Source organism: Halobacillus sp. KGW1 (genome assembly GCF_001592845.1).
Taxonomy (GTDB): domain Bacteria; phylum Bacillota; class Bacilli; order Bacillales; family Halobacillaceae; genus Halobacillus.
Genome location: NZ_LSOC01000006.1, coordinates 39,224 through 64,045, shown reverse-complemented (window position 1 = coordinate 64,045; position 24,822 = coordinate 39,224). Strand labels below are relative to the sequence as shown.

Annotated in this window: 23 protein-coding genes; 16 read left to right on the top strand and 7 right to left on the bottom strand. The window is 46.5% G+C overall.

The features are described from left to right. Positions 1 to 35: 35 nt before the first annotated feature. Complete coding sequence (locus AXG56_RS18310; protein WP_008634921.1) at positions 36 to 698, bottom strand: type 1 glutamine amidotransferase domain-containing protein; 663 nt, start codon at positions 696 to 698, stop codon at positions 36 to 38. A 213-nt stretch (positions 699 to 911) separates the two neighbouring features. Between AXG56_RS18310 and AXG56_RS18305 the strand changes: the two genes are divergently transcribed. From AXG56_RS18305 to AXG56_RS18275, 7 genes are all read left to right on the top strand, one after another. After that, positions 912 to 1,247, top strand: coding sequence for a metalloregulator ArsR/SmtB family transcription factor (locus AXG56_RS18305; protein WP_008634919.1), 336 nt, complete (start codon positions 912 to 914; stop codon positions 1,245 to 1,247). Between the two features lie 14 nt (positions 1,248 to 1,261). Beyond that, positions 1,262 to 3,319 carry a cation-translocating P-type ATPase gene (locus tag AXG56_RS18300; protein ID WP_062515789.1) on the top strand — a complete coding sequence of 686 codons (2,058 nt, stop codon included), beginning with the start codon at positions 1,262 to 1,264 and terminating at the stop codon, positions 3,317 to 3,319. Between the two features lie 150 nt (positions 3,320 to 3,469). Continuing rightward, complete coding sequence (locus tag AXG56_RS18295) at positions 3,470 to 4,960, top strand: UDP-N-acetylmuramoyl-L-alanyl-D-glutamate--2,6-diaminopimelate ligase (protein ID WP_062515788.1); 1,491 nt, start codon at positions 3,470 to 3,472, stop codon at positions 4,958 to 4,960. A 161-nt stretch (positions 4,961 to 5,121) separates the two neighbouring features. Beyond that, positions 5,122 to 6,057, top strand: coding sequence for a riboflavin biosynthesis protein RibF (gene ribF / locus AXG56_RS18290; protein ID WP_062515787.1), 936 nt, complete (start codon positions 5,122 to 5,124; stop codon positions 6,055 to 6,057). 26 nt (positions 6,058 to 6,083) lie between these two features. Next, positions 6,084 to 6,332 (top strand): YuzB family protein, encoded by a 249-nt coding sequence (locus AXG56_RS18285; RefSeq protein ID WP_008634912.1) that lies wholly within the window; start codon positions 6,084 to 6,086, stop codon positions 6,330 to 6,332. A 14-nt stretch (positions 6,333 to 6,346) separates the two neighbouring features. Next, positions 6,347 to 6,835 carry a DUF1189 family protein gene (locus AXG56_RS18280; RefSeq protein ID WP_026578856.1) on the top strand — a complete coding sequence of 163 codons (489 nt, stop codon included), beginning with the start codon at positions 6,347 to 6,349 and terminating at the stop codon, positions 6,833 to 6,835. Between the two features lie 102 nt (positions 6,836 to 6,937). Next, a complete protein-coding gene (locus AXG56_RS18275; RefSeq protein ID WP_026578857.1) occupies positions 6,938 to 7,762 on the top strand; it encodes an aldo/keto reductase in 825 nt (274 codons plus the stop codon). A 41-nt stretch (positions 7,763 to 7,803) separates the two neighbouring features. Here AXG56_RS18275 and AXG56_RS18270 read toward each other — a convergent pair whose 3' ends face one another. After that, positions 7,804 to 8,385 (bottom strand): CDP-alcohol phosphatidyltransferase family protein, encoded by a 582-nt coding sequence (locus AXG56_RS18270; RefSeq protein ID WP_026578858.1) that lies wholly within the window; start codon positions 8,383 to 8,385, stop codon positions 7,804 to 7,806. A gap of 175 nt (positions 8,386 to 8,560) precedes the next feature. Between AXG56_RS18270 and AXG56_RS18265 the strand changes: the two genes are divergently transcribed. Further along, positions 8,561 to 9,142 carry a cell wall hydrolase gene (locus AXG56_RS18265; RefSeq protein ID WP_008634908.1) on the top strand — a complete coding sequence of 194 codons (582 nt, stop codon included), beginning with the start codon at positions 8,561 to 8,563 and terminating at the stop codon, positions 9,140 to 9,142. A gap of 48 nt (positions 9,143 to 9,190) precedes the next feature. On the opposite strand, the gene AXG56_RS18260 is transcribed toward AXG56_RS18265, so the two are convergent. After that, positions 9,191 to 10,603: a sodium:alanine symporter family protein gene (locus AXG56_RS18260; protein WP_008634907.1), complete on the bottom strand. Its 1,413-nt coding sequence runs from the start codon at positions 10,601 to 10,603 to the stop codon at positions 9,191 to 9,193. Positions 10,604 to 10,748: 145 nt separating this feature from the next. Between AXG56_RS18260 and AXG56_RS18255 the strand changes: the two genes are divergently transcribed. From AXG56_RS18255 to AXG56_RS18235, 5 genes are all read left to right on the top strand, one after another. Continuing rightward, a complete protein-coding gene (locus AXG56_RS18255; RefSeq protein WP_026578859.1) occupies positions 10,749 to 11,345 on the top strand; it encodes a flavin reductase family protein in 597 nt (198 codons plus the stop codon). Between the two features lie 174 nt (positions 11,346 to 11,519). Beyond that, positions 11,520 to 11,897 (top strand): GntR family transcriptional regulator, encoded by a 378-nt coding sequence (locus AXG56_RS18250; RefSeq protein ID WP_026578860.1) that lies wholly within the window; start codon positions 11,520 to 11,522, stop codon positions 11,895 to 11,897. After that, positions 11,890 to 12,789 (top strand): ABC transporter ATP-binding protein, encoded by a 900-nt coding sequence (locus AXG56_RS18245; RefSeq protein ID WP_026578861.1) that lies wholly within the window; start codon positions 11,890 to 11,892, stop codon positions 12,787 to 12,789. The genes AXG56_RS18250 and AXG56_RS18245 overlap by 8 nt, the downstream gene beginning before the upstream one ends. Further along, a complete protein-coding gene (locus tag AXG56_RS18240; RefSeq protein WP_062515786.1) occupies positions 12,764 to 14,779 on the top strand; it encodes a DUF6449 domain-containing protein in 2,016 nt (671 codons plus the stop codon). The genes AXG56_RS18245 and AXG56_RS18240 overlap by 26 nt, the downstream gene beginning before the upstream one ends. Before the next feature lie 15 nt (positions 14,780 to 14,794). Further along, entirely contained in the window at positions 14,795 to 15,313 is a 519-nt protein-coding gene (locus tag AXG56_RS18235; protein WP_062515785.1) for an RNA polymerase sigma factor, read from the top strand. Positions 15,314 to 15,415: 102 nt separating this feature from the next. Here the strand turns inward: AXG56_RS18235 and AXG56_RS18230 are convergent, their stop codons facing one another. From AXG56_RS18230 to AXG56_RS18215, 4 genes are all read right to left on the bottom strand, one after another. Further along, positions 15,416 to 15,913: a PCYCGC motif-containing (lipo)protein gene (locus tag AXG56_RS18230; protein WP_062515799.1), complete on the bottom strand. Its 498-nt coding sequence runs from the start codon at positions 15,911 to 15,913 to the stop codon at positions 15,416 to 15,418. A gap of 85 nt (positions 15,914 to 15,998) precedes the next feature. Continuing rightward, on the bottom strand, positions 15,999 to 17,636 hold the full coding sequence (locus AXG56_RS18225) for a thiamine pyrophosphate-binding protein (RefSeq protein ID WP_062515784.1): 1,638 nt from the start codon (positions 17,634 to 17,636) through the stop codon (positions 15,999 to 16,001). A gap of 1 nt (position 17,637) precedes the next feature. After that, complete coding sequence (locus tag AXG56_RS18220; RefSeq protein ID WP_062515783.1) at positions 17,638 to 20,457, bottom strand: EAL domain-containing protein; 2,820 nt, start codon at positions 20,455 to 20,457, stop codon at positions 17,638 to 17,640. A 204-nt stretch (positions 20,458 to 20,661) separates the two neighbouring features. After that, the gene (locus tag AXG56_RS18215) at positions 20,662 to 21,612 is read right to left on the bottom strand and encodes an iron-hydroxamate ABC transporter substrate-binding protein (RefSeq protein WP_062515782.1); all 951 of its coding nucleotides are present in this window, start codon (positions 21,610 to 21,612) and stop codon (positions 20,662 to 20,664) included. A gap of 157 nt (positions 21,613 to 21,769) precedes the next feature. Between AXG56_RS18215 and AXG56_RS18210 the strand changes: the two genes are divergently transcribed. From AXG56_RS18210 to AXG56_RS18200, 3 genes are read left to right on the top strand one after another with little or no spacing between them, the layout of a single operon-like run. Continuing rightward, on the top strand, positions 21,770 to 22,810 hold the full coding sequence (locus tag AXG56_RS18210) for an iron ABC transporter permease (protein WP_008634880.1): 1,041 nt from the start codon (positions 21,770 to 21,772) through the stop codon (positions 22,808 to 22,810). Further along, positions 22,810 to 23,814: an iron ABC transporter permease gene (locus tag AXG56_RS18205; protein WP_062515781.1), complete on the top strand. Its 1,005-nt coding sequence runs from the start codon at positions 22,810 to 22,812 to the stop codon at positions 23,812 to 23,814. The genes AXG56_RS18210 and AXG56_RS18205 overlap by 1 nt, the downstream gene beginning before the upstream one ends. A gap of 19 nt (positions 23,815 to 23,833) precedes the next feature. Continuing rightward, positions 23,834 to 24,814 (top strand): NAD(P)/FAD-dependent oxidoreductase, encoded by a 981-nt coding sequence (locus AXG56_RS18200; protein ID WP_062515780.1) that lies wholly within the window; start codon positions 23,834 to 23,836, stop codon positions 24,812 to 24,814. Positions 24,815 to 24,822: the final 8 nt, after the last annotated feature.

Sequence of the window (24,822 nt, the reverse complement as noted above, 5' to 3'; positions counted from 1 at the left end):
TGAAAAAAGGCATCCCAATGGGATGCCTTTTTGTCTTATTTGTTAAGGTGTTTGACTACTTCTTTAGCTACTGCCTCGGTAGATTGTGGGTTCTGACCTGTGATCAGATTGCCGTCTACTTCAACATGAGTGGACCAATTCGGGCCGGTTAACACCGTAGCTCCAAGCTCGTTCAACTTGCTTTCAAGCAGGAACGGCATGTACGCATCAAGCGTAGTGTCTGCTTCTTCTGCATCTGTAAATGCGCTGACACGCTTCCCTTTTACAAGAGGCTCACCACTGGACAAGGTCGCTCCTACAAGTCCCGCCGGGCCGTGGCAGACAGCTGCGACTGTCTTATCCGATTCATAAAAGCTGCGTAGTAGTTGCTGCAGCTTCTCATTGTCCGGGAAGTCAAACATCGTCCCGTGTCCCCCCGGAAGAAAGACAGCATCAAAACCGTCCGCTTCTACGTCGGAAAGTGGTAGTGTATCCTCCAGATGCGGTTTCGTATCAAGGATTTCCTGTGGCTCATCCTCACTGACACTTGCCGGGTCTACTGGAGAAAGGCCGCCTTTCGGACTGGCTACAGTCACTTCATATCCTTGTTTTTTAAATTCGTTATATGCTTCACCGAACTCGGATAACCAAATGCCGGTGGTTTTTCCTTCTGTAATTTGATCGTGGTTCGTTACAATCATTAAAACTTTTTTAGACATTTTCCATTTCCTCCTTCTTTGGTAGCGAATGGACTTCATATTCTAATCCCAAACTCTATTCCATGACAAATGATTTGTTTGAACAGGTGGGGCTGTTCTATTTTTACCCGGTAACAGCAATTATAAAACAGGCTCGTACCGCATTGACAAAAATGGAGAGCCGGCATACGATGAGTATATGAATATATGCGCATATAAGGAAGGTGTCGAATAGTGAGCAAAGAACATAATAAAGAAACCGCTCCTGATAAAGAGGTGGAGGAACTGGATGAGGAAACGCTTTTTGTTGTTTCCCAGACGTTTAAGGCGTTATCTGATCCTACCCGCATCCGCATTCTCCATCTGCTTTGTGAACAGGAAATGCCCGTAAACCAAATCGCAGAAACATTGGAATTAAGACAGTCGACCGTTTCTCATCAACTGCGTTTTTTAAAAAATCTGCGTCTGGTGAAGTATAGGAGATCGGGAACTACGCTTTTCTATTCAAATGATGATGAACACGTGATCGACCTCCTGCAGCAAACGATCAACCATGCGCTTCACCATTAAAGGGGAGTTTGATAATGAAGGAATACAAGTTGCAGGGTTTATCCTGCGCCAACTGTGCCGCGGAAATGGAAGCAGAGATAAAGAAGCTGGATAAAGGTCAGGATGCACAGCTTCTATTTAATTCGAGTAAGCTGGTCGTCAGTGAACAGGTCGATTTGGATCGTGTCAGAAAAATACTCCGGTCGGACGGTGCGTCCATGATGGAAGATGGAAAACAGGAGTCCTCCGGTCCCAACATGCTGCACCTCGTCCTCCTTTCGAGCTTCATCTTTGCGGCAGCGCTTGCCGGAGGTAGCGTTCTTCCTCCTGCTCTATTGACTTTCTTATACTTGGCAGCCATAGCGGTGAGCGGGTACAGGACGTTCTTTAAAGGAGCGCAAAACCTGGTTAAGCTGAAGTTCAACATTGATACATTGATGACCATCGCTTTAGTCGGAGCGGTTGCTATTGGAGAATGGAAGGAAGCGACCCTTGTTGCAATTCTGTTTGGTTTGAATGAGTATCTGGAAGGCCTTGGGATGGAGAAGGCCAGAAATTCGATGGAACAATTGCTGAAGGTTGCCCCGAAACAGGCGACGCTGTTGATGGAGGATGGTTCTGAACAAGTCGTTTCAATTGAAGACTTGGTAAAGGGGGACCGGGTCATTGTTAAGGCCGGTGAGAAAATACCTTCTGACGGTAAGGTCCTCTCCGGATACAGCTCCGTCAACGAGGCAGCCATCACCGGTGAATCGCTGCCTGTTGAGAAGGAAGCGGACCATCTGGTCTATGGCGGGAGTATCAACAATGAAGGGGCATTGATGATTGAAATCACGAAAAGCTATGATCAGTCCTCCTTAGCTAAGATTCTTCAGTTGGTGGAGAAAGCACAGGAAAATAAGACACCCACAGAGCTCTTCATCAATCGTTTTGCAAAATATTACACCCCGCTGATCATGGCTGTTTCTTTGCTTGTGATGATTGTTCCACCTGTTTTGTTCTCCGTTGCCTGGGGAGATGCATTCTACCAGGGGCTGGCCGTACTGATCGTAGGATGTCCGTGTGCCCTCATTTTATCTTCACCGATTGCCATTCTATCGGGGATAACAAAGAACGCCCGAAACGGAATATTAATTAAAGGCGGAGCCATTCTGGAACAGCTCGGAAATGTCACCAGTATCGCTTTTGATAAAACGGGAACGCTGACGAAAGGAGAGCCGACGGTACAGTCAGTCGAGGTATATGACGAGGAACGCTTCTATAAGATTGCCCGTGCAGTGGAGTCGCAGTCCTCGCACCCGATTGCTCGTGCCGTTTTGGCCGATCCCAAGGTTCGCGAAGCCCGAGGTTTAGAACCATCTTCTGTAGAGGCCGTTCCTGGAAAAGGCGTTTATGCCATGATTGAAGGCAGGGGGTACTATGTAGGTAGTGAAAAGACGCTTCGGGAACTGGATGTCACCCGGCAGCAGAAGGATGACATAGAAGAGTGTAAGCGCTCCGGTTACTCGCTTGTGATCATCTCTGATGAAAAATCCATTTTAGGCATGTTCGGTGTAGCGGATGAAGTCAGAGAGGAAAGCAAAAGTCTTATCCGCAAGCTTCACAAACTAGGCATTAAACACACAATCATGCTGACAGGGGACCATGAACAGACGGCCCGTAAAGTCGCAGCACAAGTAGGGGTCACCGATGTTCATGCCGAACTGCTGCCGGAACATAAAGTAGAGAAAGTGGAGGCTTGGAAACAGTCAAGCAAAGTAGCTATGGTTGGTGACGGTATCAATGATGCCCCTGCACTTGCCGTTTCGGATCTTGGTATAGCTATGGGGAAAGGGACGGACAGTGCTATTGAAACAGCGGATATCGTGTTGATGCAGGACCATTTAGGAAAACTGCCGAACGCTGTCAGGATAGCCAAGAAGGTGAACCGGATCGTGAAAACGAACATAAGTATTGCTCTCGGCCTTAAGTTGATCGCTCTCTTGTTAACGATCCCGGGATGGCTGACCTTATGGGTGGCTATATTGTCGGATATGGGTGCAACGATCCTGGTGACATTGATCAGTTTGACCGTTCTTATTACAAAGGATTGAACAGGACCCGCTGCCGGGACGTGCAGCGGGATTTTTATATCCGCGGAAAATAGTGGGGAGGTTTCCGCTTATTCTACGCTCCTTCTGTACATACTTTTCACACGAAAAGACGACGATAAAGCATATAACATTTTGTGAGGAAATGAAGCGATGATTATACGAAGGGACCATCTCAAACAATTAAATATACTCGAATGGTACGGACCGGAGGAAGCAATGGTGTCTTCTCTTGCTTTCCACTCTCAGCAAGTAAAGGAGAATACGGCTTTTTTCTGTATTAGAGGGGAGAACTTTGATGGGCATGCTTATATAGAGGATGCGTTGAATTCAGGAGCTTCCATGATTATAGGCAGTGCCCCCTTATTGTTAAAACAGTGGCAGGGAAAGGCGCCGTCTGTCATTTTCGTGGTGTTGGAAGAAGTTCGTTCTGCAATGGCCGTGGCAGCGAAAGTATTTTATAACCACGCTGATCAAGAGTTGAAGACAATCGGTGTGACGGGGACAAATGGAAAGACGACGGTTGCTGCTTATGTCCGTTCCCTCTTAACCCTGCTTGGAATGCGGACAGGGTCGATCGGTACAACAGGAATATGGACATCCCGAGGGAAATTGGAATATAAGAAAAGTACACCGACAACGCCTGAATCGATAGACCTGCACCGTATCTTCTGTGATCTTCGTAACGAAGCGGACGAAGCCGCCGTAATGGAGGTATCTTCCATTGCTCTCGATCAATGTCGCGTGGAAGGAATTGTTTTTGATGTAGCTATCCACACCAACTTTTCGGAGGAGCACCTGGAGTATCATCACACACTGGAACATTATAAAGCCTGTAAGCTCCGGTTGTTCCGTCAAGCTGATCATACAGTTGTCAATGTTGATGATGAAGGCATGTCAAAGGATCTGCTGGAGATGGATGGAAAGCACCGTTTGACATACAGTATCACCGGAGCGGAAGCAGATATTCACGCTTCCGAATTGGAAAGGATGCAGGAAGGATCAAGGTTCCGCCTGTCCTTTCAAGAAATGAGCGAGACGGTTACCGTTCCTGTTTACGGTTCTTACAATGTTGCAAACGTCCTGTCTGCTATCGCTGCAGCTATTCATTTAGGGTACGAGTTTCCAGCTATTCTTCGTGTGCTCCCCTTACTGGAAGGCCCGGAAGGGCGATTTCAAGTTATTCCCATAGAAGATGGTCCGACGATAATATTGGATTACGCCCATACTCCTGTTGCGCTGGACAGACTGTTGGAGGAAGTGAAGAACTTGGAGCACAGACGTTTGATTGTCATGATTGCAGGAATTGGAATTCGTGATTTCAGTAAAATGCCTAAGATGGCTGCGACTATAGATGGACGGGCAGATGAAATTGTTGTCACGGTCGATCATCCGGGATACCATGACCCTGCTGCTATCGTCGATCAGGTCATGACGGGGTTCTCCAATCCCGAAGCTGTTCATATTCATAGAACAAATACGCGGGAAGCAGGCGTTCGAAAGTCTCTATCCCTTGCAGAAAGCGGTGATATCGTATTGCTGACAAGCGGTTGTATCAACAATGCGCAAATCGTTAGAGGGGAAGAAATCCCTCATTCTGATGAAGCAATCATTGAAGAATTCTATGCTTCCGTCCTACGTTAAAACAGGCGGATTCTCTTTTAAAAGGGGAATCGGCTTGTTTTTTTATGGGAGGTTGTTTTATAAGGGCAGAATCATTGCAAAATCAGGTGTTGGTTGATTAAATAAAAGGAGATAATATAGAATAGACAGGTTTAATTCAAGTTGGAAGGGATGCTTTGCTAATGGAAACTATCGAAGTCACGGGACGACCGCCGGAAAGTTCCGAACCGAAGGTACTCATTATCGGTAAAATGGACGGCGTCCATCTCGGTCATCAGGCACTGCTGAGAGAAGCGAAGAGCCTGGCAGCCGAAGGAGAGAAGCTGGCCGTGTATGCGTTCTCTGATCATCCGAAATGGGTACTCCGCGGTGATGAAGCATTTAAAGCCTCTTTGTCCACGGATATGGATAAACAGCGTTATCTCAATGCCTATGGTGTCGAGCTGTACTATCACGTTCATTTTACGAAAGAATATGCCAAAACGTCTCCGGAAGAATTTGTTTTGGAACATTTAAATCGTTTAAATATCCGACATGTCGTCGTCGGGGAAGATTTCCGATTTGGGAAGGGCAGAGGATCGGACGCCGAAGGGCTGAAAGAACTCTGTGCATCCATCGACATTGGAGTTTCTATCGTTCCGGGTGTACTGATGCACGGGGATAAAGTGAGCAGTACAGATATCCGGAATCATGTGATGGGAGGCAGAATGGAAGCTGCCCAGTCGATGCTCGGCCGCCCCTTTGAAGTAACAGGGGTTGTTGAAAAAGGCCAGCAGCTCGGTCGTACGCTCGGGTATCCGACGTTGAACGTAGGTGGGATTGACGCTTACGTGAATGTGAAACCGGCCGTCTATCTTGGAACGGTCCAGATCGGATGGGACAAGCCGGAGTATCACTACACGTTAATCAGTGCCGGTTACCGCCCGACCGTGAACGGGGATTCTTATAAAGTCGAAGCATACTTGCTGGACTTCTCCGGTGACTTGTACGGTCGGGAAGTTACGGTGCAATTTCTGCGTCATCTCAGAGATGAAGTGAATTTCAATGGAATGGATGCACTCGTCGAACAGATGAAGCACGACGAAGAGGAAGCACGAAGCATTTTAGGTTTAGCTTGATAACATCTTAGAAAGGGGTACGCACGATGGGGATTGTAGTCGTAGAAGTTTGTGACGGGAACTTGATCAATGAATTGGATATTGAGGGTCTGATCGAGTCCGAATACCCGGAAGTGGCTGTACTCATGAATGATTGTCTATCTTTCTGCGGTATGTGCGCCGTGCGTCCTTACGCCATTGTCAACGGCCACAGGGTATTCGGTAAGACACCCGAAGAAGCATTGGATAAAATCCGCAGAAAAATTGAAGAAGAACTGGCGATTTACGCTGAATAAGGCGGGATGAGACGATGGGATTCCTTGATTCCTTGATGAACAGTCTGCGTTTACCGAAGAAAGAAGCCATGTTCCGCTTGAATAGAAAAGGGATCACCCACACGATCGGCTATTTATTTATTCTTCTGGCCCTGTTGTTCCTGCCGGATATGGTTGCAACAATCGTTCATATGGAAACGAATTTGACGGAGATTTCCCGTGGGCGGTATGTGGTTCAGTTTTTAGTCTTTTACCCATTGTTGATCATTTTTATCATATTGGTCGGCATTTCCCTGCTGGCTGCTGCGAGTATGCTGCTCAGGAGAGTGCTTTCGAGAAAACTCATTTATCAGCAGCTTTGGAAATTGTCCGCTTATGCTGTCACGCTGCCATTGATTCTAAGCGTTGTTCTGAAATATATGGAGGTGCCTGATCGTTACAGTGCCCTGTTATTTCTGATTATTTTCGGTTTCTTTATGTACAAAATGATTATCGTCTATCCGAAAGTACCTGCCAAGGCGTGATCCTGCAGGTGCTTTTTTGTTTGAGCAGATTCATCTATGGGTACGGAACTAGTGTGCTACAATATTCGTGAATGAAACCCTGATCAGAAAAGGAGAATGACAATGAAAACAGTTACGTTACATAACACCATTGAAATGCCGCAGCTTGGCTTTGGTGTTTGGCAAGTAGAAGAGAATGACGCAGTACCTGCTGTTACGAAAGCGATCGAAACGGGTTACCGTTCCATCGATACAGCTGCCATTTATGGGAACGAGAAGCAAGTCGGCGAAGCGATTCGTCAAAGCGGCGTTTCCCGTGACGAGCTGTTCATTACAACCAAGGTCTGGAATACGGACCAAGGATATGACAATACGATTCAAGCACTGGAAACAAGCCTGGATAAACTCGGTCTTGATTACGTGGATCTTTATTTGATTCACTGGCCGACTCCGGAATTTGATGAATATGTAGAGACGTATAAAGCACTGGAACAACTGCAAAAAGACGGCAAAGTGAAAGCAATCGGCGTGTGTAACTTCGAAATCGAACATCTGCAGCGTCTGTTGGATGAATGTGAAGTGAAGCCTGCCGTCAACCAAGTGGAATGCCATCCTTACCTGGCACAGAACGAATTGAAAGACTTCTGCCGTCAACACGGCATTCACCTGGAAGCATGGAGTCCATTGATGCAGGGCGGAGAAATCCTGAAAAATGATTCCGTACAGGCCATTGCTGAGAAACACAGCAAGACTCCGGCGCAGGTTATTATCCGCTGGCACTTGCAGAACGATACGATCGTTATTCCAAAGTCCATTACACCTTCCCGAATTGAAGAGAACTTTGATGTTTTCGATTTCGAGCTGACTGCGGAAGATATGGACGCAATTAATAAATTGGACCGTGGTGAGCGTAAAGGTCCGAAACCTTCTGAAATGAACGTTCGATAAATATAAAAAAAGGAGCCGGCATTTCGAAGCCGGCTCCTTTCTTATTTTAAAATCCTTTTTGCCTCCATGAAGCGTTGACCGCCTGTGAACAGTTCGACGCCGATGAATAAGAGCGTCGACCAAAGAAGGAAGTCAGGGAAGAGGAGCATGAGACTGAAAAGGATGAAACCTTCCGTCCGCTCCGCCAAGCCTGCTTGATAGTAGAATGATTTAATCCCGGATCTATCCGATACCGCTCCAACTACGAGAAAGATAGTCATGGAGATAATGATCGAAACACTTAACAACAGGAGCGGCCATAGGACTTCAGGGTGAACGTATGCGATAGCCAGTATCATCCCGATTTCCACAATCCGGTCGAAGGTTACGTCCATCACTGTGCCGAATGGCGAACTACTCGTACTTCGAGCCATTGTTCCGTCTACGGCATCCAGAAACCCGGACAGCCATAAGAGAAGGACGGCAATGACCGGCTGCCCGAGGACATAAAGGACACTTGTCCCTACGCCTGCCACGAGTGCCGCAATGGTCACTTCATTGGGGGTTCGGCCCATATGTATGAGCTGCTCAGCTGTCTTCTTAATGACTGGTTCTACATATTTCCTTGCGTGAGTATCTAACATGACAACACCTACTTTTATCTAATCCATATTCTTTACCCAAAAGCATCCGTCCCTAGACTTCGACTGGAGTGTTCAACGGTTCACAAGGCTGGTAATCTTGGAAAGAATTAATAATGAATTCATCTGACCTCTATGTTACCTTGTAATAGATCAAATTCAAGGAGGTAGAAGGATAGTGTTTAAGAAAGTTTTGATGTCTGGAATCGCCGCTGTCGGCGTTCTTGCTTTGTCATTCCCACAGCTGAGTTCTGCCGAAGTGAAGATGCATAACGTAAAGCAGGGCGATTCTATTTATAAGATTGCCCAAAATTATGGAATTTCAGCCGATCAGTTGGCGGCTATGAATGATAAAAAGGGAGACGAAATCCATCCTGGAGAGCAGTTGAAGCTTCCTGTGATGCTCAACGAAGGGGAAAAAGACTTATTGGCCCGTCTTGTTGAAGCAGAAGCAAAAGGGGAGAGCTATGCTGGTAAGGTAGCTGTAGCTACGGTTGTTCTGAACCGGATCGAGAGCGATATTTTTCCGGATACGCTGTATAACGTCATCTATGATGGGTACCAGTTCTCTCCGGTATTGAACGGGACTATTGAGCAGCCTGCTGGTGAAGAATCCAAGCGTGCGGTGGAAGAGGCGTTGGATTACCAAGGTTATGACCGCGAATCCATCTTTTTCTATAACCCCGATAAAGCACAAAGTGATTACTTGAGTAAGAAAGAAGTAACGACAGTAATCGGTAACCACGTGTTCATGAGATAACAGAGAAGCACCCTGTAAGGGGTGCTTCTTTGTTTATTAGAAATAGGATCAGCTGGCGTCTTCTTCGTGAAAGAGTTCCACTTCTCTTTTCTTTCGGCGTTTTTTATACACGCGGTCGATGTAATCGTCTGTTAATGCTGCCACTTCTTTATGAAGGAACAGCAGCGGGATGATGTTGGCGAGCAGGACAAATGCCAGAAGCAGATCCAGGAAGTTCCAGACGAACTGCAGTCCGCCGATTGCCCCGACAAAAACCGCGAGAATATACACGATCCGCATAAACTTCGCAGCTTTCAATCCGTATAGATATTCCGCTTGTTTCTCTCCATAGAAAACGAGAATACCTATCGTAGTAATAACGAAGAAAATGAGGAAGACGCTGATAAAGCTGCTTCCAAAGGCATCTCCGAATTCACTGCCGATGGCGACATTGATCATGTTGGATGCATCGCTTCCTTCCACTTCTCTCCATGCACCTGTTACGAGTACGGTTAAGCCCGAAATTGTACAAATAACGATTGTATCGACGAAGACACTGACCATGCCCCACATCGCTTGCTTGGATGGATGATCGGTTTTAGCAGCAGCGTGGGCGATTGGTGCTGTTCCAAGGCCTGCTTCGTTGGAATACAATCCACGGGCAATCCCCCATCTGAGTGCTGCGGCAATTCCGGCACCCGCGAATCCTCCGGTAGCGGAAATAGGAGTAAATGCATGGGTGAAAATCAGGCTGAATACATTAGGAATCTGCTCGATATTTGCAAAAATAACATATAAACAGATACCTACATACACCAGAACCATACCTGGAACCATTTTATCTGTAACTTTGGCAATACGTTTAATGCCGCCAAATACTACAAGGGCGATGGCTGCACACATGACAGCACCGGTGATATAAACCGGCCATCCAAAGGCACCCTCCGTTTGGGTAGCAATCGAATTCGATTGGACCATAGCACTTGGTATCAACTCAATCATCAGGAAGAAGGCGAAGGCGGTGGAGACCCATTTCCATCCTAGGGCTTTCTTTATGTAGTATTGCGGGCCGCCTACCCATTCGTTATTTTTATTTTTTTCGCGGTATTTCATTCCCATCAGGATTTCACTGTACTTCGTAGCCATTCCAATCAGAGCTACGACCCACATCCAGAACAGTGCGCCGGGTCCTCCGAGAGAAATCGCGACCGGTACCCCAACAATATTGGTTGCACCTGCCGTAGAGGCGAGTGCGGAAGTGAATGCCTGGAAGGGTGTAATCGTCCCTTTTTTCTTCGTCTTCTTGAAAATCTGTCCGATTGTTTGATGAAGAATATGTCCGAAAAAACGGAACTGAAAAAAGCGGATACGGATAGTGAGAAAAATGCCGCCGGCGATAAGGATGATCGCGAGCGGGTAAGTCCATAGGAAATCGGAAATGGCTGCGATTCCTGCCTTGATACTATTCCATGTCTCTAACAAGATTTTGTCTCCTCTCCATATCAATAGATACCCATATATTCCCTTATTTTAATTTGTTAAACAATAACAGGAATTCATAGGAGTGTGAAAATTTAGAATATAATTTATCATTGTATTATACAAGTCTTTTCAAGGAGGAAGAATTATGTTAATTAAAGAGGTAGACTTTAAGGACCATTATATGAACAAACTTATTAAAGGCGCAGTCGTACCAAGGCCGATTGCCTGGGTATCAACCGTCAATAGCAAAGGCGGACGTAACTTGGCGCCTTTCAGTTTCTTCACGGTAGCGTCTATGGATCCGGTGACTTTATGTTTTTCGGTTGGAGAAGGGAAAAGAGAAAAGGATACACTGACAAATATTAAGGAAACAGGTCAATTCATTATTAATATCGTTACGGAACGACTTGCTAATGCCATGCACGAAAGCAGCAAGAGTTATGATGCCGGAGTCGATGAATTCATTATGGCAGAAGTGGAAGCAGAAAATGGAGAAACGGTCCGCGTTCCCCGGGTCAAAGAGTCTCCGGTCCACATGGAATGTGAATTAGACCGTATTATAACGATAGGAGCCGGTCATTTAGTACTTGGGAAATTGGTTGGTTACCACGTGGAGGAGGAGGTGTACATGGAAGGGGATAAAGTGGACCCGGAGAAGCTCCGACCTGTAGGGAGAATGGGTGGGAATTACAACATGGTTCGGGATTTCTACTCTCTTCCTAATTCAGACCTTCCTTCCTAGTAGAAGATCGTGCGGTATTCCGCACGATCTTTTTTTATGGGCGTCTGCCCGGCCTTTCTTGCCATGGATAATACCTTTCACAAAAAAACACTTTGCAAATGACATATTCTGCTTTATACTACTGTATTATGAGTAGTAATACAGTTAATACACCTAAGAAATGGAGGTGGATAAATGTTTGAATTGGATGTTCGAAGCCGTAAACCGATCTATGAACAGTTGGTGGAGAAGCTGAAACAGCTGATTATCCGTGGAGTCCTGAAGGGAGATGAGAAGCTTCCTTCCGTACGGGAACTTGCTCAACAACTGACGATAAATCCTAATACCATTCAGAAGGCGTACAGGGAATTAGAATCCCAGGGCTACATTTATTCTTTAAAGGGAAAAGGAAGTTTCGTCCATCCGGAGCGGAACGTAAATAACGATGAGGAGTTGAGGAAGATGAAGGAAGCGTTGAAGAAGCTGTTTGCAGAAGCATTGTATCTCGGTATGACACCGAAAGAAATAGCCTCCCTTCTTCGTGAAGTAGAGGGTGGTGAACAGAATGATTAATGTGAAGGGTTTACATAAATCCTTTCAAAAGGAGAAGATCTTGAACGATGTTACTTTTCAAGTAGGCGAGGGATCGATTTACGGCCTTTTAGGGTCCAACGGAGCTGGAAAAACCTCCCTGATGAGGATCTTGGCCGGAATACTGAAGCAGAGTGACGGGCTTGTACAGATAGGTGGACAGCAGGTGTTTGAAAATGAGGACACACAGCAGAAAGTCTTGTTCTTATCAGACTCTTTGTATTTTCATCCTCAGTATACGACTCGTCAGATGGCTAATTACTACCGGTCCATGTATAAGGCATGGAGTGAAGAGCGATATGAAGCATTGAAAGAGGTATTCCCTTTGGATGAGCACAAGAAAATAAGCCGGTTTTCCAAAGGAATGCAGCGACAGGTTGCGTTTTGGCTGGCGATGTCCTCGAACCCCGATGTGCTTATTCTCGATGAGCCGTTCGATGGTCTGGATGCAGTGATGAGGCAGAGAGCACGAAGTTTGATCATTCAGGACGTTGCCGAGCGGCAGATGACCGTGCTTATCTCTTCTCATAATTTAAGAGAAGTGGAAGATATCTGTGATCACGTCGGTATTCTGCATAAGGGGGAACTTTTACTGGAAAGAGACTTAGATGATTTGAAAGAAGATGTCCATAAAATCCAGGTAGCCTTCCGCGATCAAGAAACCTCCGTTACATCTATCGGACTGGATCTCCTTTATCACGAAAAGCGCGGCAGTGTGAATCTATTGATCGTCCGCGGTAAAGAAGAAGAGGTCGAGCGTTCGATAAGAGCGCAGCATGCGCTCATCTATGACCGGCTGCCTTTAACGCTGGAAGAAATCTTCATCTACGAAATGGGAGGTGCAGGATATGCCTTTGAAAACATCCTCGTTTAACCGGGAAATTATTAAGCAGGATTACCGGAACGTCGGCTGGATTGCTATTGTCTATTTCTTCGGTCTTTTCTTTTTCGGACCGATGCAGGTGTGGATGAGTATGAGTCAGAAGGAGCCGGACTTCTATAACGGCACAGGAATGTTCGAAGGAGCCTTTCTGTATGAAGCCCAGGTCGTCTTCGTTTATCTTCTTCCGGTTTTGATGGCCATATTTCTATTTCGCTATATACAAGTGAGAGGAGCGGCAGACTTTGCGCACAGCTTCCCGGTAAAACGTCCCGCATTGTTTATGCATCACATCCTTTCCGGTGCCTCCTTACTGCTTGCACCGCTTCTGTTGAATTACATTCTTCTGCTTGTGACAGCTCTTGCAGCGGATGTAAGTGCGTATTACACATTGGGGAATCTGGGTTACTGGCTTCTGTTAATGGTTGTCATAACGCTGTTGTTTTTCAGCGTTACGGTATTCATCGGAATGCTTACAGGATTGTCTGCTGTCCAGGGAGTGTTGAGTTACATATTCCTTTTACTTCCGGCAGGTCTTTATGCTCTCATCTCGTACCTGTTGTCATCAACTGTAAAAGGTTTCTCACAAAACGTCATTCTTAATGAATCGCTGGATAAGTTCTCACCGCTTTTGGACATCGTTGTCTTTGAGAGAAGCTATTATGTTTCTGGTGAAGGAGAAGTCGCAGGGGAACTGCCGGTTGCCAATATGAGCTTGCTTATATACGGAGCAGCGGCTGTCTTTTTCTATTTTGCCGCCCTGTATTTGTACAAAAAGCGACCGCTGGAAGCTGCTTCCAATGCCTTGGCGTCTCCGATCCTGCACCCTGTTTTTAAGTTTGGCACAATGTTTTGTTCCGCATTGTTTGGAGGGATGTACTTTGGCCTCACGCAGAATTCTCATTCCTGGATGATTGCAGGGTTCGTTATCGGAGGAACGATCGGATACTTATTGATCGTCATGTTAATTGAAAAGACCTGGAGAATTTTTATCTGGAAGCATGCGAAAGGCTGGGCAGGCTATGCGTTGATCACCGCGGTGATGATTGCTGTCATTCCATTCCTTTGGAAGGGATATGAATCCTATATTCCAAGTGCCGGGGAAGTGGAGAAAGTGTACTTCGGAAACGGCTACTACCAATATGAAGAATCCCAGCGGGAAGGAAGCAATTACTCGTTTGTCCGTTCGAAGGAAGCCATTGAGCAGGTGAGGGCTGTCCATGAATCGTTAATAGCAGAAAGCGAACCTCTTGAAAAATCCGGGGAAGACTTCTTTATCGGTTATCAACTGGACAATGGCAAAGAAGTGCTCCGCCAGTACTACGTGGACAGAAAAGAGATTACGGAAGGCTTGAAGGAATTGTATGAAACAGAAGAATATAAAAATATGCATTATCCAATTCTTCAAGCAGATATATCAAATATTGGGAAGGTGGATCTATATCCTGTAACGAATGGCAGTGAGATGCCGAGGTTGTACGATCCGGAAAAAATCAGTGGTTTCGTTGAAGCATTGCGGAAGGACTTGGAAGGACTTACTTATGAAGAAATGGTTGATCCGAAAGGGTTTGGAACCAATATTGACTTTACGGTGTCCGGAATGGAGAATCGAGGCTTCTTGTCTACCAGTGTCTATCCTTCCTACGAACATACAATGGAATGGCTGAAGGAAGAAGATCTTTATGAAGAGGTAATGGTTGATTCATCCATGGTGGATAAAGTGGAAGTGTATCCGCTTGGAAATGATAAATATGACACGTACGATTTCGAAGGCTATGCAATGGCGCTTCAAGGAGAAGGATATACTCCGATGACCCTGAACAGTGCGGATCAAATAGAAGCTGTCATGAATGCAGACGAAAACTGGAGAGAGAACGGGTACCTTTTCGTCTATTATCTCAAAGGGGAAGATTCGGAAAACAAGGTGTACTTAAGTATGGAGGAAGCGGAAGCTCCTGATTTTGTTAAGGAACACTTTGAATAAGGGAGAGACATGAGGATGGATTTCCGTGACATGTATGAACATTTTTACCAAAGGGTTTATTATACAGCTTTGAAAGTGACCAGGGATGCTTGTGCGGCGGAGGATATCCTTCAGGAGACTTTCATGAAAGCACATGAGAAATGGGAAGAAATCAGGGATCAAGGCAAGGCAGGTGCCTGGTTGGCTACGATTGCCCATCGGAAGGCTATTGATTACCTCCGGAAAGAGAAACGTACACAGGTGGTTCCGTTGGAAGAAGCATTGACACAGCCTTCCAAAGAATCCCCATTCTCGGAAGTGGAACATACCTGCGTCCTTCATCAAATGGAAGAGGGGATAAGGAAACGTGTCAGCTTGTTATCTCCGAAGCTCCGCGATGTTTTTCAGCTCCATGTAACCCGGCAAATGTCAGAAGGGGAGATTGCGCAAGAGTTGAATATTTCCCTCTCCGCTGCTAAGTCCCGATTACACAGAGCCAGAAAAGCTGTTAAAGGAAAGATGACAGAGGAATGGAATTTTGGGGAAATTGCCTGACTAGTACGGTTATAATATTGACGGGCGCTCTTTCTCGACAGCCTGAAAAATCCGAACGCACGGATGCGTTCGGATTTTTTTCTTTGAAAAGTGTGGACAGCACTAGATATCCGGCGTCGGCGTTGGCTCTGCGTAGCCTTGGTTGTAGGTTTCGTCAATGATCGAGCGAATTTCCTTTACAGACTTTCCTTCTTCGGAAGCGACGATAGCTTGGGCGGCTATCTCCAGGCAAACACCGCATTTCGTTCCGTGGTTGTCCCATTCTATCGAACCGTTTTCCTCTTGGGCGTGGACGAAGCAGTCGTAGTTGCTCGTATGTCCGACGCTCTCGCCACATCCGCAGTAGCAAGGCATGGATTCCAATAATCCTCGATACGCCGGTACGGCTGCATAGATCGTTTGAATGTTGTCGGGCTGTTCTGTTAAAAAATTCGGAAGCTTGGAGGCAGAACTTGTTGTTTCACGGATATCGCCGTTGACGTGCATCGCTTTTTCTTCATGGGTGTGTTGTTCCGTCTCTGATTCTTCCTCTAATGTAGAGCAGCCGGAAAGAGACAGTCCGACAGCAAAGCTGACAGTAAGCAGTTTCAGTGATTTCAATAGGAGGCACCCTTTTCTGAGGTAGGATAGTTCCATCATAAGAAGGGTCACTTCTAAAAAGCAATCGCAATCTTATAAAACGGCATTATTTCCCGAAAGAAGACAAAAATTTCACCCTGTCACCCATTGGCGGAATGTTGTCATCCACTAAGGAAATCTCAAGAAGAGAGGGACCGTCTGCAGGGAGAATTTTCGCTATGGTTTCTGTATCTATATCTTCCAACGTCTCTATTCGAACACTTGGAATACCCATAGAGGCAGCCATCTCCGCGATAGCGACAGGCTTTTGGCCGAAGCGTTCGTGCGCCCGCTTATACTGAAGAGCGTGGCCGTGGTGGACCATCCCCAGCCGGGCGTTATTCATGACGATGAATAATACGGGAATGTCGTATTCCTTAGCCGTCAAAATTTCCATTCCGTGCATGAAGAAGCAGCCATCCCCCGTAATGCTCACCGTAGGCCTGTCTGGATCGGCAAGCTTGGCGCCTATGGCACTGCCTATTCCGCTTCCCATAGCACCGAAGTGGACGTTGATATCGAAAGAGTCGGCAGACCGAACCGGCATATGGTGAATAACATAGGACATAAATTCGCCAATGTCGATCGTGAATCTTGTAGAGGCGGGTAGTAGTTCCTGGAGGGCGTGTAATACATTCTGAGTATTGTACTCATCTCTGTCGTTCCTATGTTTCTCCCGAACAGGAACAGCAACCTCTGCAGGATTATAATCTCCTGATTTCAAAGCGGTCGTCAGGGAAGAAATCGTTACATCCAGGTCTCCGTGTAAAGGAAGGTCCACATTGTATCTGCGGTTAAAGACCGTCGCATCGTAATCGACCTGAATCGTGTACTTGCTTCTCGTCAAATGTGGGTTCCAATTGTTTGTAGCGGTTTCTCCCAAACTGCTGCCTAATATAAGAATCGTTTCTACTTCAGAATCGTGGACGAGTGTGCTTGCCTGCTCATGACCGGCGAATCCGAAGACACCCTGATGGAGCGGATGGTCGTCAGGAATATACCCTTTTGCCTGAGGCGTTGTGATGAACGGCCAATGGAGAAGTTCGGCTAATTCTAGAGCATCTTTAACCGCGCCTCTTATCCCCTGCCCGAGCAAAATCATTCCTTTCTTTGTATCCGCGAGTTTATCAGCAGCCTCAGCAATCAACTCATCGCGGGGAAGAAGTTTTGTACGCTGCGGGAACGAAGGGATGGAAGGTGGAGCAATACTTTCCAACTGCACATCGATAGGCATGGAGATGTGGACTGGCCCGGGGACTCCGGTCATGGCGATCTCCACAGCTTTATGAATTTCAGGGAGCAGTTCTTCCGCACGGTCTACTCGCTGGCTGTACTTCGTCACGGATTGATAGATCGGATCAGCATGTAATTCCTGTGACGCATTTAAACCTACTGTATCAACGGGGACGGCACCAGTCAGAAACAATACGGGCAGGTGCTCCCTCATGGCATTGGCAGCACCTGTTACTAAGTTGGTTGCCCCCGGACCGCTGCTTGCTATACATACGCCTAAAGAGCCGGAGTATTTAGCGTAGGCGGCAGCCATATAGGAAGCAGCCCCCTCGTGCTTCGTCACTACTGGAGTTATGGAAGGTGTATCATACAGCTCGTCAAAGAAGGCGTTGACCGAACCGGCGGGTATACCAAACACGTGCGTCACATTACCGTTTACGAGATAATCCATAACGGCTTTCACAGCTTTCATATCAATCCACCTCATTTCTTAATAATTGAAGGAAATTTTCCTCAAATCTGTCTGCCGGAAGGGGGCGGCTGTAGTAATAGCCCTGAACCCAATTACAACCGTGTTCCCTCAGGAATCGTGCCTGCGCTTCATTTTCCACACCCTCTGCAATTGCGTTCAAATGAAGACTGTTTGCTAATGTAATAATGGTCTTAGTAATAGCAGCATTGTTCGGGTTTGTAGTGACGTCATCGATGAAAGATTTATCAATTTTCAGAGTGTGAACAGGGAAATCTTTTAAATAGCCGAGCGAAGAGTATCCGGTCCCGAAATCGTCAATCGATATTTGCACACCGAGATTTTTCAATTCGGCTATGGTTTTAAGCGTTTGTTCCGTGTTGTGAATAATCAAGTTTTCGGTAAGCTCCAGCTCCAGGTTATGAGGAGGAAGGCCGGTATCTTTTAATACCATCTCCACAAAAGGGACAAGGGCCTTTTGGTTAATCTGCTGTGGAGATAAGTTGGCAGAGATGACCAATGACTGTTGACCGTAGTCGTACCAGTTCTTCATTTGTTTACACGTTTGCTCAATAACCCATTCTCCCAGAATAGTTACGAGCCCTGTTTCCTCTGCTAACGGAATGAACTGACTGGGAGACAGTAGTCCCAGCTTTGGATGATCCCAGCGTATGAGCGCTTCAGCTCCAATCAACTGGTCTGTGCGGAGATCGAATTTTGGCTGGTAGTGAAGTTCGAATTCATCGCCTCTTTGGAGTGCTTTAAAGAGGTCATTCTCTAATTGAATCTGCTCGATGGCTTTGGTGTCACTGCCAGCGCTGAATAACTGAAATTGATTTCCGGACAGCCCTTTTGCTTTGTACATAGCGGCATCGGCATGTTTGATCAGCGTTTCCGCGTTTTCCCCATTATCCGGGTAAATACTGATACCAATGCTCGTTTTCATAGCTACTTCCTGTTCTTGTATAAGGAAGGGTTCGTCGAAAGAGCGGAGAATTTTCTGGGCACAGATCACTGCATCTTCCGTTCCTTCAATGACAGGAAGCAGGATGGTGAATTCATCCCCGCCCTGCCTGGATACGGTGGCTTCTTTCGGGATGGCCCGCTGGAGACGTTTCGCTACTTCTTTAAGCACGGAATCTCCGAAGCTGTGTCCGAATGTGTCGTTGATCTTCTTAAAACGGTCCAAATCGAGAAATAAAATAGCCATAGGGCGGCTGTTGGATTGTGCGTAGCTCAATGCCTGATAGAGGCGGTCTTGAAAAAGCACGCGGTTCGGAACATTTGTGACGCTGTCATAGTAAGCGTGGTATTTAATTTTCTCTTCCATTTGCTTACGTGACGTGACATCTTTAAAAGTGACGACATATCCGACCGTTTTCTGACCTTCTTTCTGTGGATTAATAACGTACTCAACAGGAAAAATCGTTCCGTTTACCGTAAAGAAGAAGTGATCCTGTGTAAGCTGGTCCCGCTTCTCTTCATACATTTCAATAAACTCCGCCGGGGGTTCCATTCCTGAAGCTTCCCAGGCAAATATGTGAGAATAGGGGAGGTCAATCATTTCTTTTTCCCCCTTATACCCGAGGAGACTTGTCGCAGAAGGGTTGGCAAAGGTGATTCTCCCATCCAAGTTCAAACCGAATATTCCTTCTCCGGCAGAATTCAGGATTAAATCTTTCTCCCTGCTGAGCTGTCTGAGTTCCGTGATTGCTTCTTCCAGTTCTGCGTTCTTGCTGGAAAGCTCCGAGGTCCGTTCATGGATGATCATTTCCTGCTTTTCTATATAAATCAAGTTGAAAAGGACGGGGGCTGTAGCATCAACAATGGACTCGGCCAATTGGCGTACAGAAGCAGAATAAACACCACGCTCTTCGGTCAAGTCGACGACAGCGATCGCTCCAAGCACCTCTCCGAGAGAGACAAGTGGGATCATATAGAGACCACGTATCCCGAACTGCCTGCAAATCTCATGATGGACACGTTCATCCTTGTCCACATCCGGAATGAAAATGGATTTCTTCGTTTGAATAACTTCCTGGAATACGGCATCTTCCCTGTGGTTGAACGCCACCCTCGTGTGCGTGTTCTTCCAATCTTCCTCAGTCCACTCACTGTCTTTACTCAGACTTGCCGGCTGCAGGTTGTGTTCCGCTGCCGGATCGATGAAATGGGCGCCGATATTCGGGTTATTCAAAATCCCCCCCAAGTAATGGAAACACTTATCCAGTGCTTCTTGAAGTGAGGAGCAGTGGGATAATTCTCTGGTCACGTTCAACAGCATTTGCTTATCAGCAATCAGCCTTTCCTTCCTGGAGAGGCTGTTCGCATTACGAATGGCTACAGCAGCCATATTAATGTAGGCTTGAACCGTTTCGATCTCCGATTCTGTCAAATTCATTGGTGTCCCATAATCGAAAAGAAAGACAAGACCGTAGAGTTCTTCTGCGTAGGAGATCGGTGCTACGAGGAGGGAGTTGATCTTAAAAGCTTTCACTGCACGTTGATCTGGACGTTCATCTTTAGATGTATCAGGTATATAGATCGCTCTTCCAGTTTCAATAACTTCTTTAGCAAGGTTATCCTGCTCCGGATCGACGATATGCATGTCGAGAGTCATACCGTTGATCAGCGCCGGTTTTCCGACATACCCTTGATACGTACCGTCTTCTCTTGGTAAATAAATGCCGACGGAGTCACATCGCATGATTTCTTCTGAGATGGCTGTGACGACATGTTCTAATACTTCGCGCAGATCCAGCTTCGTGTTGATCAACTTCGTAATTTGTGCCAGGCGGGAATATCTAGTTTGTTCTTCAGCCATTTCGTAACCCCCTTCATGTGTTCATCATGTGATAGTGTTCGACTATAATAGAGAACTTCCTGCACAATATTAGAATCTTTTACAAAATAACCTCAGAAAAGACAAAAGGTGGTTCATTGTGCCTAATGTTTCCGGGTTAAGAATATACCTTACAGGATGAAAAAGAAAAAAGGTGGAGCTTCTAACAGCTCCACCTTTTACTGGTTATTTACTTAGTGTATTCACTACTTTATCAATAGTCATTTCGTGAGCGATAACACCGTCAATCGTCCAATGACTTGGTTCATTCATAAGGTAAACTTGGTCGCTCTTTGCAGCAGGGGTGTTCTGCCAGACGGAACTGTTCTCTAGGATTTCCAGCCCTGGTTCTCCTTCTGCTCCGATTAAGAAAACATGGTCAGCGTCCATTTGTCCGAGTTTCTCCAGGGAAATCGGATTCCATTGCTCTTCTCCTTCTGGTAAATTCTTTATGAATTCAGGCTGAGTGATACCCATGTCTTCGTACATAATTTCCGCCGCATACCGGGTATTATCGAAGACATAGAATTGCTCACCTGTCGTCCAAACAAAAGCAACGGATTCGTCGCCGATGCTGTTTTTAAGTGAAGATTTGGCATCTTCTACTTTTTGATCGAAGTCATTAAGTACCTTCTCCGCTTCCTCTTTCTTATCAAAAATTTCTCCGATTGCTGTTAACTGGGCACGCCAGTCCGCATTCGTTTCTTCCTCCATCACATAGGTAGGAGCAATATTGTTGTAGTCGTCATAGCTCCCGTTCTGGAGTGCGGATGGGGAACTGAAGATGATGAGGTCCGGATTCTGCTCAATAGTCTGTTCAATCGGAAGATCCCAACCGATTTTAGGTATGTCTTTTAATTCAGGCTGTAAGTAGTCGAGTACGGAATCTCCAATAGACCATTGAGCCACAGGCTGTTCACCAAGAGCTACTAAGGAATCTTCCAAATATGGTGCCAGGATACGTTCCGGGTTTTCAGGAATCGTCGTTTCCCCCATCGCATGAGTCATGGTACGTTCTTTTGCTTCCTGTTCCGAATCCTTCTCTGCATTCTCTGTGTCACTATTACAAGCGGTTACAATAATCAGTACAAATAACAGACTGATCATGACAAGCCATTTATTTCGTCTCACGTTCATTCGTCCTCCTAAAAAAGTATTCATGCGATAATGATAATCATTTTCAAATAAAGTGTCAATGTGGTGATGCTTGAATCCTCAACTATTTGCCTATATACTTGGTTTGATGATAATGATTCTCAATAATAGAGTTTACATAGAGAGAAGGTAGAATGCCGTGGAGGAGAAGGGGCGAAAAAGAAAAGAATTAGAAGGGTTGCGCACTCATTATGGGAGCGCTGCGATCTGTATCGCCGTCGGACTATTATTATTAGTATTTTCGGCTTTCGCATCTGTCATTTCAGGTGTGACAGATATCGGATGGAAGACGGTATGGGCGGCGGTCACCGACTTCGATCCTACCCTTACCAGCCATCAGGTGATAAGAGAGCTGCGACTGCCGAGAACGACAGCGGCAGCCTTAGTCGGAGCATTTCTTGCCGTTTCCGGGGCAGTGATGCAGGGGTTGACGAGAAATCCGCTTGCATCCCCGTCTATCATGGGGGTTTCTCATGGAGCGGCGTTTGCGCTTATTCTTGCTCTTGTATTTTTCCCTGGTATCACTAATTTGGGACTGACCGCTGCTTCCTTTATCGGTGCCGGTTTAGGTGTTGTTCTCGTGTTCCTTGTAGGATCTCTGTCCAAGGGAGGTTTGACACCGGTTAAACTTGCCTTAGCCGGCGTTGCCGTCGGTGGGATGCTCAGCTCGTTATCCTCTGCGCTGTCTCTGCATTTCCAAGTGGCAAAACAGATGAGCTTCTGGTACGGAGGCGGTTTGGCTGCAACGAATTGGACGTCCGTTCAAATTCTTGCAGTCGCAGGGGCATTCGGCTTAATTCTGGCACTTCTCCTCTCCCGCGCCGTGACAATTCTCAGTCTTGGAGAAGAGGTATCTAAAGGTCTCGGACAAAATGTATGGGTCGCTAAGACGCTCGGTGTCATCGTTGTGTTTGTCCTCACAGGAGCTGCTGTCTCTGTGGCTGGAACGGTCGGCTTTATAGGTCTTATCATTCCTCATATCACTCGATATTTTGTCGGTTCGGACTACCGTCTGATCATCCCTGTATCCGCTGTCTTCGGAGCTCTGCTGCTCGTGGTGTCAGACATAGGGGCAAGGCTTGTTAATGCTCCGTTTGAGACTCCGGTCGGGGCCATTACTGCCTGCATCGGAGTTCCTTTCTTTCTCTACCTTGCCCGCGGTGAAGGGAGAGGAATGTAATGAAAAAAAAGCGATATGTAATCATCATGGCCGTGTTGGTCATCGGTCTTTTGGCCGCGATGGCCGTCAGTTTGAATACAGGTGTAGTGACGATTGCTCCTCTTGATGTACTAGAGACACTGCTTGGCAACGGTACCGATCGCCAGCAGCTGGTTCTCTTTGACTTCCGTCTGCCGGGAATGGTGCTTGCACTTGTAATAGGTGCAGGTCTCGGTATTTCCGGTGCTGTCCTGCAAGGGGTCACTAGGAATGATCTTGCTGATCCAGGCGTGTTGGGAATCAACACCGGAGCGGGTTTTGCTGTCATTCTCTACATTTATTTCTTCCAGAAATCAATGACGTCCGTCGGTGGACTCGGAATCTATATCCTGCCGGTGTTCGCACTACTCGGAGCATTCGTGGCTGCTGGACTCGTTTATATGCTTGCTTGGAAGAAAGGGGTAAACCCCGTCCGTTTGCTGCTTGTCGGAATCGGTGTTAATGCGGGATTTAGTGCAGCACTTGTCATTTTCCAGGTGAAGATGAACCCGCAGGACTTCAATCAAGCCCTCGTCTGGCTTGCAGGGGATATATGGATGGGGAACTGGGAAATGGTCCTCGCTGTTGCTCCTGTCCTTGTCGTGGTTGCAGCATACGCCGTTTATAAGTCTACGACGCTGAATGTCCTGAGCCTCGGCGATCAAATGTCGATCGGACTTGGTGCAATGGTGGAAAGAGAGAGACGTAAATTGCTGTTCGCTGCAGTAGGGCTTGCTGGTCTGAGCGTAGCCGCGGGCGGAGGGATTGCTTTTCTTGGCCTCGTAGCGCCGCACATAGCAAGAAGGATCGTCGGTCCAAGGCATGAATACATGCTGCCGGCTGCGGGTCTGATCGGTGCTTTGCTTCTGGTCCTTGCAGATACAATTGGAAAGAATATCATCGCACCCGCAGAAATTCCTGTCGGGATTGTCGTATCCATTGTCAGTACCCCTTATTTCATTTATTTACTTATGAAAACAGAGTAACGGAGAAGGAGTGACCATCATGGCAGAAATGTTTGACGTGACGATCGTAGGAGGAGGAACGACTGGTTTGTATGCTGCATTCTACAGCGGGATGCGGGGTTTAAAGACAAAAGTGATGGAATACCAGCCGGATGTTGGAGGTAAGGTTTCCTTCTTTTATCCAGAGAAAAAGATATATGATGTCGGCGGTTTTCCGGGAGTGACCGGGGAGAATCTCGTAGCCAACGTTCAGGCACAGGCAGAAAGTGTGAAACCGAAAATAGTGACAGGAGTAAAAGTGACGAGTATCGATGCGCTCTCCGATGGTACTTACGTTTTGAAGGAAGAAGGGGGAGGGGAGCATTATTCCCGAACCATTCTTATTGCTGCAGGAATGGGAACATTTGAAATGCAGCCGCTTCAAGTACCTGGAGCAGAGAAATATGCGGATACTTGTATTCATTACACGATTCAACACTTAGTGCGATATGCCGGAAAGAGCGTAGCGGTCGTTTCCGAAAACCGAGTGGGGGTTGATTGGGCACTTGCTCTGGAAAATTGTGCAGAAGAGGTACATTTGATAAATGCCGGTGATAAGTTCAAAGCTGTTTACGAAGGGGATGTTGAGAAACTAGAGGCATCGAGTATACATGTTCACTACCATCAGTCACTGGAACGTCTTCATGGAGAAGATAAGCTTTCTCACATTACTTTACGTGATGGGGAGAAGATCAAGGTCGATCATCTACTCGTATATGAAGGGTTGCAAATTGACAAGAGTTTATATGAACAGTGGGGGATCACAACCGAGAAAGGAAGGATTCCTGTGGGAACGGATATGTGTACAAATAGGGAGGGAATATATGTCGCCGGTGATGCAGCTATTTATCCTAACAAAACAATGCTGATTGCATCGGGATTCAATGAAGCAATGGCTGCTGTCAACAGTGCTGCCATATATTTGGATCCGAAGGCTAAATCACAGGTTTACAGTACGGTTATATACAAACATACCCAATGAAAAATCCC